Annotated in this window: 16 protein-coding genes; 6 read left to right on the top strand and 10 right to left on the bottom strand. The window is 51.0% G+C overall.

Annotation, left to right across the window (positions count from 1 at the left end; all coding sequences use genetic code 11):
• Nucleotides 1-132: 132 nt before the first annotated feature.
• A complete protein-coding gene (xerD, locus tag EIZ48_RS06880) occupies nucleotides 133-1029 on the bottom strand; it encodes a site-specific tyrosine recombinase XerD (protein WP_160649587.1) in 897 nt (298 codons plus the stop codon).
• 252 nt (nucleotides 1030-1281) lie between these two features.
• Here xerD and fldB point away from each other — a divergent pair, with 252 nt between their 5' ends.
• The gene (gene fldB, locus EIZ48_RS06875; protein ID WP_160649585.1) at nucleotides 1282-1800 is read left to right on the top strand and encodes a flavodoxin FldB; all 519 of its coding nucleotides are present in this window, start codon (nucleotides 1282-1284) and stop codon (nucleotides 1798-1800) included.
• A 62-nt stretch (nucleotides 1801-1862) separates the two neighbouring features.
• Here the strand turns inward: fldB and brnQ are convergent, their stop codons facing one another.
• The gene (brnQ, locus tag EIZ48_RS06870) at nucleotides 1863-3173 is read right to left on the bottom strand and encodes a branched-chain amino acid transport system II carrier protein (RefSeq protein WP_160649583.1); all 1311 of its coding nucleotides are present in this window, start codon (nucleotides 3171-3173) and stop codon (nucleotides 1863-1865) included.
• 359 nt (nucleotides 3174-3532) lie between these two features.
• Here brnQ and EIZ48_RS06865 point away from each other — a divergent pair, with 359 nt between their 5' ends.
• A complete protein-coding gene (locus EIZ48_RS06865; RefSeq protein ID WP_160649581.1) occupies nucleotides 3533-4249 on the top strand; it encodes a tRNA1(Val) (adenine(37)-N6)-methyltransferase in 717 nt (238 codons plus the stop codon).
• A gap of 183 nt (nucleotides 4250-4432) precedes the next feature.
• Entirely contained in the window at nucleotides 4433-5689 is a 1257-nt protein-coding gene (srmB, locus tag EIZ48_RS06860) for an ATP-dependent RNA helicase SrmB (RefSeq protein ID WP_160649579.1), read from the top strand.
• 71 nt (nucleotides 5690-5760) lie between these two features.
• Here the strand turns inward: srmB and yaaA are convergent, their stop codons facing one another.
• Nucleotides 5761-6534: a peroxide stress protein YaaA gene (gene yaaA, locus EIZ48_RS06855; protein ID WP_160649578.1), complete on the bottom strand. Its 774-nt coding sequence runs from the start codon at nucleotides 6532-6534 to the stop codon at nucleotides 5761-5763.
• A 109-nt stretch (nucleotides 6535-6643) separates the two neighbouring features.
• On the bottom strand, nucleotides 6644-8074 hold the full coding sequence (locus tag EIZ48_RS06850) for an alanine/glycine:cation symporter family protein (protein WP_075762566.1): 1431 nt from the start codon (nucleotides 8072-8074) through the stop codon (nucleotides 6644-6646).
• Between the two features lie 682 nt (nucleotides 8075-8756).
• Between EIZ48_RS06850 and EIZ48_RS06845 the strand changes: the two genes are divergently transcribed.
• A complete protein-coding gene (locus tag EIZ48_RS06845) occupies nucleotides 8757-8939 on the top strand; it encodes a DUF3545 family protein (protein WP_160649576.1) in 183 nt (60 codons plus the stop codon).
• Nucleotides 8940-9022: 83 nt separating this feature from the next.
• Here the strand turns inward: EIZ48_RS06845 and EIZ48_RS06840 are convergent, their stop codons facing one another.
• The 4 genes from EIZ48_RS06840 to nfo form a co-directional block, all read right to left on the bottom strand.
• Nucleotides 9023-9556 carry a hemerythrin domain-containing protein gene (locus EIZ48_RS06840; RefSeq protein WP_160649574.1) on the bottom strand — a complete coding sequence of 178 codons (534 nt, stop codon included), beginning with the start codon at nucleotides 9554-9556 and terminating at the stop codon, nucleotides 9023-9025.
• 122 nt (nucleotides 9557-9678) lie between these two features.
• Nucleotides 9679-10359 carry a uracil-DNA glycosylase gene (gene ung / locus EIZ48_RS06835; protein WP_160649572.1) on the bottom strand — a complete coding sequence of 227 codons (681 nt, stop codon included), beginning with the start codon at nucleotides 10357-10359 and terminating at the stop codon, nucleotides 9679-9681.
• Nucleotides 10360-10462: 103 nt separating this feature from the next.
• The gene (locus tag EIZ48_RS29680) at nucleotides 10463-10597 is read right to left on the bottom strand and encodes a hypothetical protein (protein ID WP_275690359.1); all 135 of its coding nucleotides are present in this window, start codon (nucleotides 10595-10597) and stop codon (nucleotides 10463-10465) included.
• A 206-nt stretch (nucleotides 10598-10803) separates the two neighbouring features.
• Nucleotides 10804-11649, bottom strand: coding sequence for a deoxyribonuclease IV (gene nfo / locus EIZ48_RS06830; RefSeq protein WP_160649570.1), 846 nt, complete (start codon nucleotides 11647-11649; stop codon nucleotides 10804-10806).
• Between the two features lie 361 nt (nucleotides 11650-12010).
• On the opposite strand from nfo, the gene grcA reads away from it, so the two are divergent.
• On the top strand, nucleotides 12011-12388 hold the full coding sequence (gene grcA, locus EIZ48_RS06825) for an autonomous glycyl radical cofactor GrcA (protein ID WP_075762571.1): 378 nt from the start codon (nucleotides 12011-12013) through the stop codon (nucleotides 12386-12388).
• 289 nt (nucleotides 12389-12677) lie between these two features.
• Nucleotides 12678-13862, top strand: a complete 1185-nt coding sequence (locus tag EIZ48_RS06820) for a dicarboxylate/amino acid:cation symporter (RefSeq protein ID WP_160649568.1) — start codon at nucleotides 12678-12680, stop codon at nucleotides 13860-13862.
• A gap of 131 nt (nucleotides 13863-13993) precedes the next feature.
• Here the strand turns inward: EIZ48_RS06820 and thrC are convergent, their stop codons facing one another.
• Both thrC and thrB read right to left on the bottom strand, forming a co-directional pair.
• Nucleotides 13994-15280, bottom strand: a complete 1287-nt coding sequence (gene thrC, locus EIZ48_RS06815; protein WP_160649566.1) for a threonine synthase — start codon at nucleotides 15278-15280, stop codon at nucleotides 13994-13996.
• Nucleotides 15281-15282: 2 nt separating this feature from the next.
• Nucleotides 15283-16239, bottom strand: a complete 957-nt coding sequence (gene thrB / locus EIZ48_RS06810) for a homoserine kinase (protein WP_160649564.1) — start codon at nucleotides 16237-16239, stop codon at nucleotides 15283-15285.
• Between the last annotated feature and the right edge of the window lies 1 nt (nucleotide 16240).

Raw genomic sequence — 16240 nt, 5'->3', positions numbered from 1 at the left:
AACCAATAAGACCTGTAAGAGTCCAGAAATCTTTCAGAGTTCAAATAATAAATCGACTCTTCCAGTATAACGACCCCAAGTGATAAGCAACCAGTATATCGTATTTTACCGCTTTCCCCCTACGGATGATTATTATGCCCGCGGGTGATGGGTTTCATGCAGTTGCTTGAGTCGCTCCGTTGCCACATGGGTATAGATTTGTGTCGTCGAGAGATCGCTGTGACCAAGCAACATCTGAACTACCCGCAGATCTGCCCCGTAATTGAGCAAGTGTGTGGCAAAAGCATGGCGCATTACATGGGGTGACAACTTATCCGAGTCGATACCCGCCAGTACGGCATAGTGTTTGATCCGGTGCCAGAAAGTCTGCCGCGTCATCTGCTTGGCACGCTTACTGGGAAAGACGACATCGGAGCTTTTCTCGCCCAGCAGCTGCGGACGACCACTCTCGATAAACTGTTCAATCCAGTCGACAGCATTTTCCCCCATCGGCACCAACCGCTCTTTGCCACCTTTACCGGTGACGCGCACCACGCCCTGACGCAGGCTGACATTTTCCATCGTCAGGCTGACCAGCTCGGTCACACGCAGTCCGGTAGCATAGAGCAACTCCAGCATCGCCTTGTCCCGCAGTTCTATCGGATCGTTGGGATCGGGCGCATCCAGCAGTGCATCCACCTGTTCTTCGCTAATATCTTTCGGCAGGCGCTTGGGCAGTTTCGGACTGACCAACATCGCGCTGGGATCATCCTCGCGAATTTTCTCCCGGTGGAGGTATTGGTACAGCCGCCGAATGGCAGACACCATCCTCGCCCTGGAAGTCTGCTTATAGTCAGCATCAAACAACCATTGCTGGTAACGCTGCAAATCATCGACCGACGCCTTTTCCAGGCTCAGTTTTTCCTGCTCGATCCAGCGGCATAGTTTGCTCAGGTCATTGCGGTACGAAGCCAGGGTATTGTCAGATAGCCCCCGCTCCATCCACATTGCATCAAGAAAGCGTTCAATGAGCGTTTCGTCGTTTTCCACCACAACCTCTAACCAATCGACTAATCCATCCAGCTAACACATGGATAAATACACAGTAGTTTGTGCCATAGTAGTCTATTTCAGGACAAAAGTAACTTGTCATTTAACCACGAATTGCCAGGCACCTAGATTGACAAAACCGCTTATTCCCAGCCTGACGCCGGCAGGCCCTACACAGAATTAGTCAACGGGCGTTAACCTAGGTAAAATCCACGCTATTGTTCTAATGCAAAAACCAACTGGACTAGCAGCATGAAAATTGGCTTATTCTACGGCTCAACCACCTGTTACACCGAAATGGCATCAGAAAAAATCCGTGACTGTATCGGCGCGGAGCTGGTCGAACTGCATAACATCAAGGAAGCAGCGCTCAGCACCATGAACGATTTCGACATGCTGATCCTGGGTATCTCGACATGGGATTTCGGTGAGCTACAGGAAGACTGGGAAGCGGTCTGGGAGCAGCTTGACGGGCTGAGACTGGAAGGCAAGACAATTGCCCTGTTCGGGCTCGGCGATCAGGAAGGCTATACAGAGTGGTTCCTCGATGCTATGGGCATGCTGCACGACAAGCTGGTTCCTACCGGTGCACACTTTGTCGGCTACTGGCCCAACGAGGGCTATCAGTTTGAAGCCTCAAAGGCCCTGACCGAAGACCACAAGTTCTTTGTCGGCCTGGCCCTGGACGAGGACAGCCAGTATGAGCTCAGCGACGATCGCATTACCCAGTGGTGCGAGCAGATCCTGACCGAGTATAGCGAAACCCTATAACCTTTTACTTCAGATACTAAAACGGGATGCCATGGCATCCCGTTTTTTAATATCGCTAGCAGTTAAGCCGTCTGGACATTCTGCTGCTCGGCCTCGCCGCCGACAAAGCGGGAGATCACCAGCGCGGCAAAGGTCGGAAGTACCCAGGCCATACCGAAGTCAAACAGTGGCAGTACGTTCAGCGCCGACATGTCGAATCCCATGAACTTCGCTGCATCAATCAGGCTAAAGATAAAGGATACCAACAGTACGATGCGGTACGCGGCACGTGGATTTGGCATCCACTTGCGAACGAACGTCAGCGCAACCAAAGCGACCGCTACCGGGTACAGCGCAAACAGTACCGGAATTGACAGCGCAATCAGCTGGTTCAGACCAACGTTGGCAATCACGGCACACACAACAGCCAGGATCACAGCCCACTTCTCGTAAGACAGCTTGGTCAGCGAGCTAAAGTAGTCAGAACACGCACTGATAAGGCCGATAGCCGTTGTCAGACAGGCAAGCAGTACAATGGTAGACAGGATCATCTGGCCAACCGGACCAAACAGCGCCTGAACATACACCGCCAGGATAGCGCCGCCGTTATCCGCACCCGCTGCAACAGCCGAGCTGGTTGCGCCCAGGTAAAATAGTGAGATGTAGACAAACGCCAGACCTGCCGCAGCAATCACGCCAGCGTAAATCAGGTAAGTACAGGTTGCCTTCTCGTCAGTAACACCCTTCTTGCGGATAACATCGACAATCAGCATACCGAACATCAGTGCCGCAAAGGTGTCCATGGTGTTGTAGCCTTCAAGGAAACCCTTGGTGAATGCCATATCGGCGTAGTCACCCTGCGCCGCCAGGATCTCGCCCTGCGGGTTAACAAACACAGCAATTGCCAATACCACCAGCACAGCAAACAAGGCCGGCGTCAGGAATTTACCGATCATGTCAATCAACTTGCCGCGAGACCATGCAAAGAACAGTGCAACAGCAAAGAAAATCACGGAGAAGACAGTCAGGCTAGCCTGTCCGGCGTCGGCAATAAACGGCTTAACCGCCATTTCGTATGCCACAAGACCTGTTCGCGGTGCTGCAAAAGCGGGACCAATAATAATGAAGATCAGCACGGCCATCAGGGTTGCCACTTTCGGTGGCAGGTCACGAGTCAGTCCTTGCCAGCCACCACCGGCAACTGCAACTGCAATGATACCAATCAGCGGCAGACCCACCGCGGTAGATAGGAAACCGAACATAGCCGGTAGCATGTTTTCACCAGCAGACAAGCCTGCCTGAGGTGGGAAAATGATGTTACCTGCGCCTAAGAAGAACGCAAAGGTCATAAAACCCAGCGCCAGTATATCTGTAATCTTGAGTGATTTATTCAAACTGCACCTTCCACTCGATGTTTGTATGATGTGTTTACATATTTAGAATTATTTGTCACAAATTACTTATTGCTAAATGTGACATGTATCGCAGCATAATGAAGAAAAAGAGAACAATAAGCAACCACCCAGTGAAAAACACCACAATCTTTGGCTATCAACCTTGAAAACCAGCACAACACACCAAAATCAAAAGCCAGTAAGGCATATAACCCTAACAAAATAAGAATATAAAAAAGATAAAAAATAGCATTAATAGCTAAGCAACAACAAATTAACAAAATTAAAAAATTCTGCCGATGCACACTTACTGGCTATAATGCTGCTCAGGTGAAATGACTTAACTTAGCGGAGATAAAATGGCGAAGGGCTTTACTTTCAAACAGTTCCACGTTGATGATTTTGGCTGCGGCATGCCAGTCAGTACCGACGGGGTGCTGCTGGGAGCCTGGGCAGAGCTCAGCCGGCACGGCCAGATCCTCGATATTGGCACAGGCAGCGGCCTGCTGGCACTGATAGCCGCCCAGCGCACCGCCGCTACCGCACCACAGGTCGTGGCTATCGAAATTGATCCTACAGCCGCTAAGGCCGCCAATCAGAATTTCACCCAGTCGCCGTGGTCAACGCGTCTGGAGTGCATTGAGCAAGATGTCGAGAGCTGGGCAGCCCGGCAACCAAGCGGCAACTTTAATACTATCGTCTGCAACCCGCCGTATTTTAACTCGGGCTTGAAAGCTGACAGCCAATCCAGAGCGACAGCCCGTCATACCGACAGCCTGTCCCATCCTGCACTACTGGCTACGATCCGCCACTTGCTCTGTGATACCGGCTCGGCCAACCTGATCCTTCCCGAGTTCGAAGGCCGGCAGTTAGTCAAACTGGCACCGGCATACCAACTCTCCTGCCGCCGGTTATGCGAAGTCCGCAGTACGGAGAAAAAGCCTGTCAGCCGTCTGCTCATCACCCTTTCTCGCCAGCCGGGCGATCGGGAGACTGAGCAGCTCTCCATCCATCACCAGGGGCAGTATTCCGAGCAATTCTCCGCCCTAACCCGTGATTTCTACCTTAAGCTTTGACCATATTGCCGGGGCGCCCTGTGGCAAGATGACTTTATTCCGAAGTTTTTATACTTTAATCGGTGATACTTGCGGCAATAATCTCTATAATGCCGCCCCTTATATCAATGCCTCGTACCATTACTCTCCGCATGTTTTCGAGTAATGGCTGGCGTTAGTCTTAGTCCCGAGGAGAGATGACTGGTGAGAGACTTTACCGAATTAGAGTTAGATAGCGAGCTATTAACAGCGATTGAAGAAATCGGCTATAACCGTCCGACCGTAGTTCAAGCCCAGGCCATCCCTCATGCCCTGGACGGTAGAGACGTTCTTGCTTCCGCTCCGACCGGTACCGGAAAAACGGCCGCCTTTCTTCTGCCTATGCTTCAGCACCTTCAGGACTTCCCGCGCAAAAAACCGGGACCAGCTCGTGTACTGGTACTAACCCCGACCCGAGAGCTGGCGATCCAGGTAGCCGATCAGGCCCGTGCCCTGGCGAAATATACCAACCAGAAAATCTTCACCATCACCGGCGGTATCTCCTACGACGAACATGCGGAGCTGCTAGGCAAGACCCAGGACATCGTGGTAGCCACACCGGGACGCCTGATGGAATACATCGAGGCCGAACGCTTTGACTGCCGGGCAATTGAATGCCTGATCCTGGACGAAGCTGACCGAATGCTGGATATGGGCTTCGGCAAAGTTGTCGAGCGCATCAACAATGAATGCCGCTGGCGTCGCCAGAGCCTGTTGTTCTCGGCCACCCTCGAAGGCAAGGGCGTACGCGAGTTTTCGACCACGATTCTGACCGATCCCGTGGAAGTCAACGCCGAGCCGTCTCGCCGTGAGCGCAAGAAAATTCACCAGCTCTACCTGCGCTGTGATGATATGCCTCACAAGCTGGCATTGCTTGAGAATATCCTCAGCCAGCAGGCCGAGCGCAGCATCGTCTTTATCAAAACCCGTGAGCGCCTGGCTGCATTGCGTGATCAGCTGGCAACCATGAATATCAAATGCAGCTGGATCCAGGGTGAAATGGCCCAGGCTTCGCGCAACAATGCGATTGCCCGCTTCCGCGATGGCGAAGTCAACGTTCTGCTGGCAACGGATGTCGCCGCCCGTGGTATCGACCTGCCGGACGTAAGCCATGTCATCAACTTTGACATGCCGCGTACTGCCGACGTCTACCTGCACCGTATCGGCCGTACCGCCCGCGCAGGTAAGAAAGGCAATGCGATCTCGCTAATTGAAGCGCACGATCAGCCAATGATCGAGCGTGTCAGTCGCTATATGAAAGAAGAAGTGCCGGAGCGATTTATCAGCGGATTACGCCCTGCGAGCAAAAAGGCGAAAACGGTGAAGAAGAAAAAGGTGAAAGTCGACAAGAAGCTCAAGGCAGCCAAACAGAAGAAAGTGGCCAAGAAGAAAAAGAAAGCGGCCAAGCCAGACAGCAAATAAGCCAGATAGATACAGAAAAGGCAGGGAATTCCCTGCCTTTTCTTTACCTGGCGAGTCATCGAGGCTGCTCGCTACTGCTCCTCGCGCTTGAAGACCAGCTCTTTGTCTGTCGATTCCGCCGGTACAAAATAATACCCCGCCACATCAAACTGCTTCAGGTCTTCCACCGAGTTAATCTTATTATCAATAATATAGCGGGCCATCATGCCACGCGCTTTCTTGGCATAGAAGCTAATCACCTTGTAATTGCCGTTCTTGCAATCCTTGAATACCGGGGTGATCAGCTGGGCATCCAGCTTCTTCGGTTTCACCGACTTGAAGTACTCATTCGAGGCCAGGTTAACCAGTATCTTGTCACCCTGCTCGGCCAGCGCGGCATTCAGTTTGTCGGTAATGATATCGCCCCAGAACTGGTACAGGTTGGTGCCTCGCGGGTTGGCAAGCTTGGTTCCCATTTCCAGGCGATACGGCTGCATCAAATCCAGCGGGCGCAGCAACCCGTACAAGCCTGATAGCATGCGAAGATGCTGCTGGGCATAGGCAAAACCTTCTTCAGTCAGGGTTTCTGCTGCCAGTCCGGTATAGACGTCGCCTTTGAAGGCCAGAATAGCCTGACGCGCATTCTCGGTCGTAAACTCTGGCTGCCACTCAGCAAAACGAGCCGCATTCAACCCGGCGATTTTGTCACTGACCTTCATCAGGCTGGCTATGTCCATCGGTGTCAGTTCCCGGCACACCTCGATAAGCTCTGCTGCGTGCTCAGTCAGCGCTGGCTGGGTATAGGTCTGTGTTGCCAGAGGCGATTCGTAATCAAGTGTTTTTGCTGGAGAAACCACAATTAACATAAGGCTTTATTCCCATTAAGGCTAACTGCACGAAAGATTAACACTGATGCAAAAAAAAACCACGCGATAGTCGCGTGGCTGTGGTTATTTTTCTGATAGGCAGGACCAATCAACGTTTGTCAGACTGATCCCAAATCCCTTCTTCCAACTGGGCATGCAGCTCCGGATAGTCGTTGCTATCAAACGTCGGCACTTTACCCAGCGACAACTGCTTGTTGTAGTCCCGGGCCAGCTTTACCACGGTGCCCGACAACAGCACGATAGCAATCAGGTTGATGATCGCCATCATCCCCATCGAGACATCGGCCATCGCCCACACGGTCGGAAGATCCGCCACGGCACCAAACATCACCATCCCCAGCACCACGATCCTAAATACTGTCAGGCCCGCTTTATGGTTATGCTCGAGGAAGATCAGGTTGGTTTCGGCATACGAGTAATTGGCGACCAGCGAGGTGAAAGCAAAGAAAAAGATCGCAACGGCAATAAAGACCGAGCCCCAGCTTCCGACCTGCGAGCTAAGCGCACGCTGTGTCAGCTCGATACCGGTGATCTCGCCGTGTGGTACATACTCGCCAGACATCAGAATAATGGCGACGGTTGCCGAGCAGATCACTATGGTATCCATAAAGACCCCGAGCATCTGCACATAGCCCTGCGAGGCAGGGTGAGGCGGATAGGGTGTCGCCGATGCTGCTGCATTGGGCGCCGAGCCCATCCCCGCTTCATTGGAGAACAAGCCACGCTTCAGGCCATTGATCATGCCCTGGGCAATGGAGTAGCCCAGCGCGCCCGAGGCCGCTTCTTCGAGGCCAAAGGCACTGCGGAAAATCATCAGCAAGACATCTGGCAGCTTGCCCAGGTTGGTAAACATAATAAAGAGTGCCAGCACCAGGTAACACAGCGCCATTGCCGGTACCAGGATCTCTGCGGTACGTGCGATCGCCCGCAGCCCGCCAAAAATAATCACCCCGGCCATCAGCACCAGCACCACACCGACATAAGTCGGGTTCCAGCCGAACGCCACATTCATCGCCAGGGTAATGGAGTTGGCCTGCACCGAGTTAAACACCAGCCCGAATGCAATGATCAGGAAAATCGAGAACACCACACCCATCCAGCGCATGCCGAGGCCTTTTTCCATATAGTAGGCTGGCCCGCCCCGGTAGTTACCGTCATCATCACGAGTCTTGTACAGCTGCGCCAGCGCACTCTCGGCAAAGGCCGTCGCCATGCCCAGCATGGCAATCAGCCACATCCAGAAAATAGCCCCCGGCCCCCCGAGGGTCAGAGCCACCGCAACCCCGGCCATATTGCCAGTTCCCACCCGTGCAGCCAAACTGGTACACAGTGCCTGAAAGGAAGAAATCCCGGCCTTGTCCGATTTACGGCTGTTTTTCATGACGCTGAACATATGGCCGAAATGCCTGAACTGAATAAACCCCAGGCGATAGGTGAAAAAAATACCCACCCCAATCAGCAAGTAAATGAGCACGGAGCCCCATAACAGATCGTTTAGAAAATTAATCTGGCTTGACACGTATACCCCTCGAAAATGATACAAAGGACTATTTCCAGCACATTTTCCAATGGTGCTGAATATAATCAAAAAATAATAGGGTTGCCTGTTGTTACAACCTTAGACGTTCTTTTTTATGTGGTAAATGACAGGTACACGATTCGCTAAACCTCACGATTATGTGCTACCTGAATGCAGCTTATCAGTGTTGTATCACTGCAGATGGCATATGATCATGCAAAGATATTGGCTAAAAATCAATATGCACAAATGGAATATAAGCACATTTACGCCTTGCCGATACGCATTATATTCAAGTGCTTAAATGAAAATTATTAACAATTTCAATGAATAGTGACAACACCGTTACCCTGGCCTAGCACACTATTTTCGCCCTCTCGTTATCCTGTCCGCATATTCTTCTACCCGGCCCCGGTTAAACCTTCTTGTCCTATCAATATTGGCTGAGAAAGCGATAATGCTCTTCAGGAGCAGCCCGATTTGGACAGCCTGAAAAGCGCTTCTTTTCCTTCGAGCATTTGAGTTTAAAATCGACCATTTTTTAATCAACCAAGTGCTAACTGCGAAGTAGCACTCATAAAAAGTTCATAATTAGATAACAAATGCGAAACAGGTCAATTTTATTTTAATTGCCGATATGATATTTAATTAGTGACCAATCTGGTAAGGAAAGAGGTGCTCTATGGATAGCTTTGCATTCGATGACATTCTTGCAACAGATACACCGCGCCGTGCTGCACGCAGCAAACCCGTCAAGCGTAAGTGGCGTGAAATTGAAGCTCTCAAGGACAAGCAGAGACTTCGTAAAGAATTAGAAGATATTGATATGTTCCGCGACTATTCCGACGATATCGATATCGGTTAATTCACTCATCAACGCTAAAAAGCACCGGTGTTATACCGGTGCTTTTTCTATCCGCTCAGGGAACCTGCCTGAATTGTCGCGAGCTATACACTCAGTCGTTCTGCCAGGTTACGGTAACGCTCTGACACCTTGTCTCCGAATAGCGGATCACAATCGCACTCTTGGTATTCAGCCGATACGGCAATCCAGTCTTCGGCCGTAAACGTTTTGCGGATCAAAGGAAGAACATGCTTTTCCTCAAACTCCAGGTGGGCTTTTTGCCTTGCCACAAAAGTGTTGAGCTTCTCGGCAAAGACATCAAGGGGGATGACCGCATCCATCAAGATCATGTCCACGGCATCGGCGAACTCATGGGTTAGCTTGGCCAATTCCTTATGTTCGGCCTCCAGGCTTTGCATTTCGCCACAATGTGCATAATGAGACTGATAATAGCGATACAGCAGATCTTCTTTCGGGTGATGGCAACACTCAGCGTGCTTTTGCAAATATTCGACGATGTCTTTAATCAAACTGTAATTCACCGGCTTGCCATTTTGAATCGCAACCAGCTTTTGCTTCAGGATGTTCAGCAACCGGTTAATATAGCCATGCTCAGTGTGAATACTCTCCAACATCATAGCTCCCTCCCAAATATTCTTCCTTAAACATTATTTTGAGTGTAAGCCGAACAGGGCAAAGTCGCTTTGATCCTGATTACTTAACATTCATTTTAGTTACAAAAAGTTCACATTCCACCCAATCAGATACAATCTTCTAACTTCCAATCTATTGCTGGTTTATTCATCTGCTCAAGTAACATATTGGTCTGGGAGAAATGCTTGCAGCCAAAGAATCCGCGATAAGCTGACAACGGAGAGGGGTGAGCAGAGGTCAGGACATGGTGTTTGCCAGTGTTTATTTTCTTTCCCTTTTTCTGTGCATGCGATCCCCATAACAGAAAAACCACCCCGTCAAGCTGTTGATCCAACTCTTCAATCACCCGGTCGGTAAACGTCTCCCAGCCAATTTTGGCATGTGAATGCGCTTTGCCCTGCTCGACGGTAAGGACAGTGTTCAGCAGCAACACACCCTGGCGTGCCCAGTGCTGAAGATAACCGTGCTGCGGTATCGAAAAGTCCGGAAGATCGGTGGCCAGCTCTTTATACATATTGGCCAAGGAAGGCGGTGTCTTGATACCGGGGCGCACAGAAAAACTCAACCCATGAGCCTGATCCGGACCATGATATGGGTCCTGCCCGAGTATAACCACTCTGACATCTTCAAACGGGGTGGTATCAAAAGCACTGAATACATCTTGTTCTGGCGGGAAGATCACTTTACCCGCTGCGCGCTCGGCGGCGACAAACTGCTCGATATGTTGAAAATAAGGCAGCTCCCGCTCTTGGCGGATAAGCGCCTGCCAGGTCATCACTTGGCTCATTGCTTGCTCCTGATACTAAACTAAGCCGCTTATTTTAATCCCCTTTCAACGAATAATGAAATACGGCCTGCCCTCAGGAGCAATCACTCTGACACCTCACAGCCTACTTCTGCTCGGGCGTATGATGGTTATGGTGCTGAGTCGGTGTCCGCCAGTGACCTCGCCCTTGAACAGGGCGATTCGCCTGGGGAAACCGCATTGCATAGCCAATATACAAGATCATCATGTCGGTATTCATAATAGCCTCCAAGGCCTTTCTACAAATAAAATTAGGTTCATACCAAGCTATGAAAGATCGATGCCAAAAAATCAACAACGAGAAATAACACTTAATAATCAACAAATTATATTTATGGCAACTATATTATATACCGAAGAGAACCGCACCCAATACGGGCAGATGCCCAGTTTAGGTGCGACCGCGTACTGCGAAAAGATGCCGGCCTATTGCGGCACAAACGAACGAAGCGTATTGATCTCTTGCTGCCAGATCTCCGGATTAATGGTCTCCAATACCAGCGGAATACCGTCAAAACGCTGATCCTGCATCAGAAACCGAAAACAGTCCCAGCCAATCTCTCCTTCACCCAGGCTATGGTGGCGATCAAGTCGGCTGCCCAGCCCTCCCTTAGAGTCATTCAGGTGCATACCGCGCAGATAATCCATGCCAACCACCTGGTCAAACTCAGCAAACGTTGCCTCGGTCGCCGCTTCAGTACGCAGATCGTAACCGGCGGCAAACGTATGGCAGGTATCGATACACACCCCGACCCGTGTCTTGTCTTCGACCTGCTCAATGATTTCGGCAAGGTGTTCAAATCGCCAGCCCAGGTTGCTGCCCTGGCCAGCGGTGTTTTCAATCACAGCAACAACCTCCGGTACCTCTTGGTGGGCCAGATTAATCGACTCGGCAATCAGTGCCAGGCAATCACGCTCGGAGATCTTCTTGAGATGGCTCCCCGGGTGGAAGTTAAGCAGGGTCAGCCCCAGTTGCCGGCAGCGCTGCATTTCATCAATAAACGCATTACGCGACTTTTCCAGCTTCTCTGCTTCCGGTGATCCCAGGTTAATCAGGTACGAGTCATGGGGCAAAATTGCGTCCGGTGAAAACCCGTATTGCTGACAGCGCGCCTTGAACGCAAGGATCACATCTTCCTCCAACGGCTTGGCAACCCACTGGCGCTGATTTTTGGTAAAAAGTGCAAATGCATTTGCACCTATGCTGGCGGCATTTTGCGGGGCATTAAATACCCCACCGGCGGCTGATACATGCGCCCCAATTAACTTCATTGCTCTACCTTCTGCTACTGCGTTGTTGTTGGCGGACAGCGTTATTTTCAAACGTTTTCCACTACAAAATGATCTGATATCGGCCACATTATTGCGACCAGCCGTGATTGTACACGCAATAAATTGTTGTAATTTTACTACATTTGATCAATTCAAATATTTTTGAATATATAAAATTCAGATAAATAACCAATAAATATAAAGCTTAGTTGACCTAGCTCAAGAAAACAGCCCTAGTTAATTAAAGGTTTTTTGTTGTTTTTTGATCTAAATCAATACCAATCTCGGGTTAACGAGATATATAATACCCAGCTCGACACAAAATCGAAAAAATTAACGACATCCTTCGGAGGAGTAAGTCATGATCACAGGTATTCAAATCACCAAAGCTGCAAACGACGATCTACTGAATTCAATTTGGCTGCTGGACGGCGAGAAAAATGAAGCGCGTTGCGTAAGTGCAAAAGCGGGTTTCGAGGCCGATCAAATCGTAGCTACTTCTGATCTGGGCGACATCGAGTACCGCGAGCTGCCAATCGAAGCACCTGCAAAAATCGAAGGCGGTCAGCACCTGAACGTTAATGTTCTTAAGCGCGAAACACTGGAAGATGCTGCCAAGCACCCAGAAAAATACCCACAGCTAACTATCCGTGTTTCAGGCTATGCGGTACGTTTCAACTCGCTGACAACTGAGCAGCAGCGCGATGTTATCGCTCGTACCTTTACTAACAGCCTATAATCGCTGGTAAGTAATCGATAATAAAACGGCACTTCAGGTGCCGTTTTTTGTCTCTGCCGATAAGCCATTTCTGCCCCAAATTCATCAATTCCCCTTCTTTTGTTTAGTTTATATTCAACTACAAACGCACAACAAGTTTGATATATACCTCTCACTTCTGACCAAAACTTAGACATTATGACCAGCATTTGCGTACATTGTCAGCATTGCCTGCCGAGACCAGTTATCGATTCAGCAGACAATGCCAACTGATGGAGTCATTCAAACACACATATCAGGAGCCAGCTTAATGAAGTTAATACTAAAACTAATTACAGGTATTTTGGTCGGTATCCTACTCGGATTTTTTGCCCCCGATGCAATCATTCGTGTCCTGCTCACAGTGAAACTACTCGGCGGACAACTCATTGGATTCACTATTCCCCTAATTATCCTTTTCTATATCACCAGCGGTATTGCCAGTCTGCCAAAAAACTCTGGGTCGTTATTAGGCAAAACCGTCGCACTATCATACGGGTCGACCATCATTGCCGGCAGCCTGGCTTTTCTCGTCGCCAGCCTGGTTATTGCCGGTCTGCCAGAGCCAGCCGCAGCCGCTTCGGATGCATCGGATAAACTCGCGAGCTATATCAATCTGGAAATTCCACCACTCTTCGGGGTGATGACAGCCCTGGCCACCGCCTTCTTGTTTGGCTTGGGTATCAGCATTACCAACAGCACGCAGCTGAAAGCCCTTGCCGAGGAAGGGCGCGGGGTCATCGACCTGCTGCTGGCCAAGGTGATCATTCCGTTGCTGCCGTTCTATATTGCTGGCGTCTTTGCCGAAATGTCAGCCGAAGGCACGGTCTTTACCACCCTGAAAACCTTCGGGGTGGTACTGGCACTTGCCATTTTCATGCATTGGATCTGGATCACAATCCAGTACACGATTACCGGTATGGCCGTCGGCCAATCTCCGGTGAAACTGATCAAAAACATGCTGCCGGCTTATTTCACCGCGATAGGCACGATGTCTTCTGCCGCTACAATCCCTGTTACTCTGCGTCAGACCAAGGCAAATGGCGTCGATGACTCCATCGCTAACTTCACGATCCCACTGTGTGCCACCATCCACCTATCAGGCTCGACCATCACGCTGGTTACCTGCTCAACGGCTGTCATGGCACTGAGTCAGCATATTGCCATTCCGTCTTTGATGGATATGCTGCCGTTTATCATGATGCTGGGTATTACAATGATTGCCGCACCGGGTGCGCCGGGTGGTGCGGTGATGGCCGCGCTGGGATTGATGGCAAGCATGCTGGGATTCGGCGAGGCAGAACTGGCTCTGATGATAGCCCTGTATATGGCACAGGACAGCTTCGGTACCGCCTGTAACATCACCGGGGACGGTGCTATTTCCCTGTGGGTGAACAAATTTGCCAAGCGCCAGCCTGAGACAGAATCAGCCCCGCAAGTCCAAGAAGAAAGCTAAAGTCGATAACGCAAAATAAAAAACGCAATAAAAAAGGTAGCCGGAAAGCTCATACTTCCCCTCGGCTACCTTTCTTTTTATTGGCTCTTGTCGGCTCCGGTTATCCCGCACCCGACAACAACAAATAAATCTTAATCCTGAACGCTTCTCAGCACCGCCTTCAGCTGTTCAAAATCATTGTCACGCTCTAGCGACAGCAGTTCCATGGCGTTGTGCTTGGCCAACGGTGCCGGCAGTTCGATGTCTTTTTCAAGGATCTCATCAACCACTTCCTTGAACTTCGCCGGATGGGCCGTACACAGGAACATACCGGTTTCGCCCTCTTCAAGCTGCTCGTTCAGGATTCGATAGGCAATAGCACCATGCGGTTCACACAAGTAGCCTTCGGCATCCATCTGGCGTAGCGTTTCAGCCGTCTGCTCATCAGTAACCGCACCATAACCCAGTTCACCAAGTCCCCAGCCTTTTAGCTTGCAAAGCTCTTCAATACGCGGCCAGTTGTTTGGCTGGCTCACATCCATGGCATTGGAAATCGTCGGGATCGTCGGCTCTGGTGCCCACTCGCCATTTTGGAGGTAACGTGGCACCGTATCGTTGACGTTGGTCGCCGCAATAAAGCGCTTCACCGGCAAGCCGAGAGATTTAGCCAGCAAACCCGCCGTCAGGTTACCGAAGTTACCGCTAGGCACTGCAACCACCAGGTTGTCGCGCTCGGCTTTAGGCAGCTGTGATACCGCCTCGAAGTAATAACAAATCTGGGCCATCAGACGGCTGATATTGATGGAGTTGGCCGAGTTAAGACCCACTTCCTGACGCAGGGCTTCGTCATCAAACGCCTGCTTCACCAGCGCCTGACAATCATCGAAGGTACCGTTAACCGCGACGGTGCTGATATTGCCCCCCAGGGTACAAAACAGCTTTTCCTGCAACGGGCTGATCTTGCCTTTCGGGTACAGGATCACCACCTTGATGTTGTCCATTCCGTAGAAGGCGTGAGCCACCGCTGCCCCTGTATCACCCGATGTCGCGGTAAGAATGGTGATCTGGCCGTCGCTGTCTGTGACTGCCGCCAGTGACTGTGCCATAAAGCGGCCGCCAAAATCCTTGAACGCCAGTGTCGGGCCATGGAATAACTCAAGGGCATACACCCCGTCTTTCACCTTGGCAACCGGTGCCGGGAACTGAAAGGCATTGCCAACCATCTGGGCGACGGTTTCATCAGCGAGCTCTTCTCCAATGAAGGCCGAGAGGATCTTGCTGCTGCGGCTGACAAAATCCATCTCCAGCAAGGCATCAACATCGCCCAGCTCAGGTAGCTCAGAAGGGAAAAAGAGTCCCTGGTTGCGCCCGAGGCCCTGACGGACTGCCTGACCAAACGAAACCTGTTCCTGATGTTCTTTTAGGTTATACAACTTCATTGTTATAGCTCACTTCCTGTTACTTTTGATCCCTGCTCGTCAAGACGACAAACATGAACGAATCCATCTTCATTCTGAACATAATGCTCTTCGAGCCAACGTGCAATACGTTTGGCCACCTCAATGTCATTGCAGACACTGAACATAGTCGGGCCCGAGCCGGAAATACCACTTGCGAGGGCACCGGCTTCCAGGGCGTACTGGCGTGCTTCGGCAAAGCCCGGCAGCAGCCTTTCGCGATACGGTTCTGCTACCACGTCTTTGATCATTGTCGCTGCCAGTTCCGGCTGCTGCGAGTGGCAGGCATGAATAAAACCGCCCAGATAACGCCCGTGGGCAATAATATCCTGGCGGCGGTACTGCGACGGTAAAATCGCCCGCGCCTCTGCCGTCGGCACCTTGATGCCGGGATAGGCCATCACCCAGTACCAGTCATCAAAGCACGGCACCGACTGGCTGATGATCCCCAGCTCTTCCACCATAAACTGCAGGCCACCCAGATAGCACGGTGCCACATTATCATAGTGCAGGCTGCCGGAAATCTCCGCCTCCATCTCGCCCATCAATGCCAGCAGCTCGGTCTCGTCAAGAGGCATATCGTGGTAACGGTTGAGTGCATCCAGCGCGGCAACTACCGAGCAGGCACTGGAGCCCAGCCCCGAACCAATCGGCATGTTCTTCTCAAGCGTCATGGCAACGGGCTTAAGTTGTAGCCCTTTCTTGTCCAGTTCACGGCCATAGACCTGCCAGCAGCGGTAGACAATGTTTTCCTCGGCTACCTGAGGCAGTTTGGCGACAAAATTCCCCACGCACGCCAACGAAAACGGCTGATCGCCAGCGGCTACCTTGACCCGGTCGCCAAGCAAAGAACCATCGACCGGGGACACGGCGGCCCCCAGTACGTCAAAACCGACACTCACATTGCCAATCGATGCTGGCGCATAAACTACAACACTCATT

The organism is Photobacterium alginatilyticum, assembly GCF_009910675.1.
Taxonomy (GTDB): domain Bacteria; phylum Pseudomonadota; class Gammaproteobacteria; order Enterobacterales; family Vibrionaceae; genus Photobacterium; species Photobacterium alginatilyticum.
Note: the sequence above shows the minus strand (reverse complement) of the source record. Positions and strands in the feature narration are given on the sequence as shown.

Bases quoted from the DNA above. Each gene is read 5' to 3' on its own strand.
- fldB (WP_160649585.1), top strand. From the start codon at position 1,282: ATGAAAATTGGCTTATTCTACGGCTCAACCACCTGTTACACCGAAATG.
- EIZ48_RS06865 (WP_160649581.1), top strand. From the start codon at position 3,533: ATGGCGAAGGGCTTTACTTTCAAACAGTTCCACGTTGATGATTTTGGC.
- yaaA (WP_160649578.1), bottom strand. From the start codon at position 6,534: ATGTTAATTGTGGTTTCTCCAGCAAAAACACTTGATTACGAATCGCCT.
- EIZ48_RS06845 (WP_160649576.1), top strand. From the start codon at position 8,757: ATGGATAGCTTTGCATTCGATGACATTCTTGCAACAGATACACCGCGC.
- EIZ48_RS06840 (WP_160649574.1), bottom strand. From the start codon at position 9,556: ATGATGTTGGAGAGTATTCACACTGAGCATGGCTATATTAACCGGTTG.
- ung (WP_160649572.1), bottom strand. From the start codon at position 10,359: ATGAGCCAAGTGATGACCTGGCAGGCGCTTATCCGCCAAGAGCGGGAG.
- EIZ48_RS29680 (WP_275690359.1), bottom strand. From the start codon at position 10,597: ATGAATACCGACATGATGATCTTGTATATTGGCTATGCAATGCGGTTT.
- nfo (WP_160649570.1), bottom strand. From the start codon at position 11,649: ATGAAGTTAATTGGGGCGCATGTATCAGCCGCCGGTGGGGTATTTAAT.
- grcA (WP_075762571.1), top strand. From the start codon at position 12,011: ATGATCACAGGTATTCAAATCACCAAAGCTGCAAACGACGATCTACTG.
- EIZ48_RS06820 (WP_160649568.1), top strand. From the start codon at position 12,678: ATGAAGTTAATACTAAAACTAATTACAGGTATTTTGGTCGGTATCCTA.
- thrC (WP_160649566.1), bottom strand. From the start codon at position 15,280: ATGAAGTTGTATAACCTAAAAGAACATCAGGAACAGGTTTCGTTTGGT.
- thrB (WP_160649564.1), bottom strand. From the start codon at position 16,239: ATGAGTGTTGTAGTTTATGCGCCAGCATCGATTGGCAATGTGAGTGTC.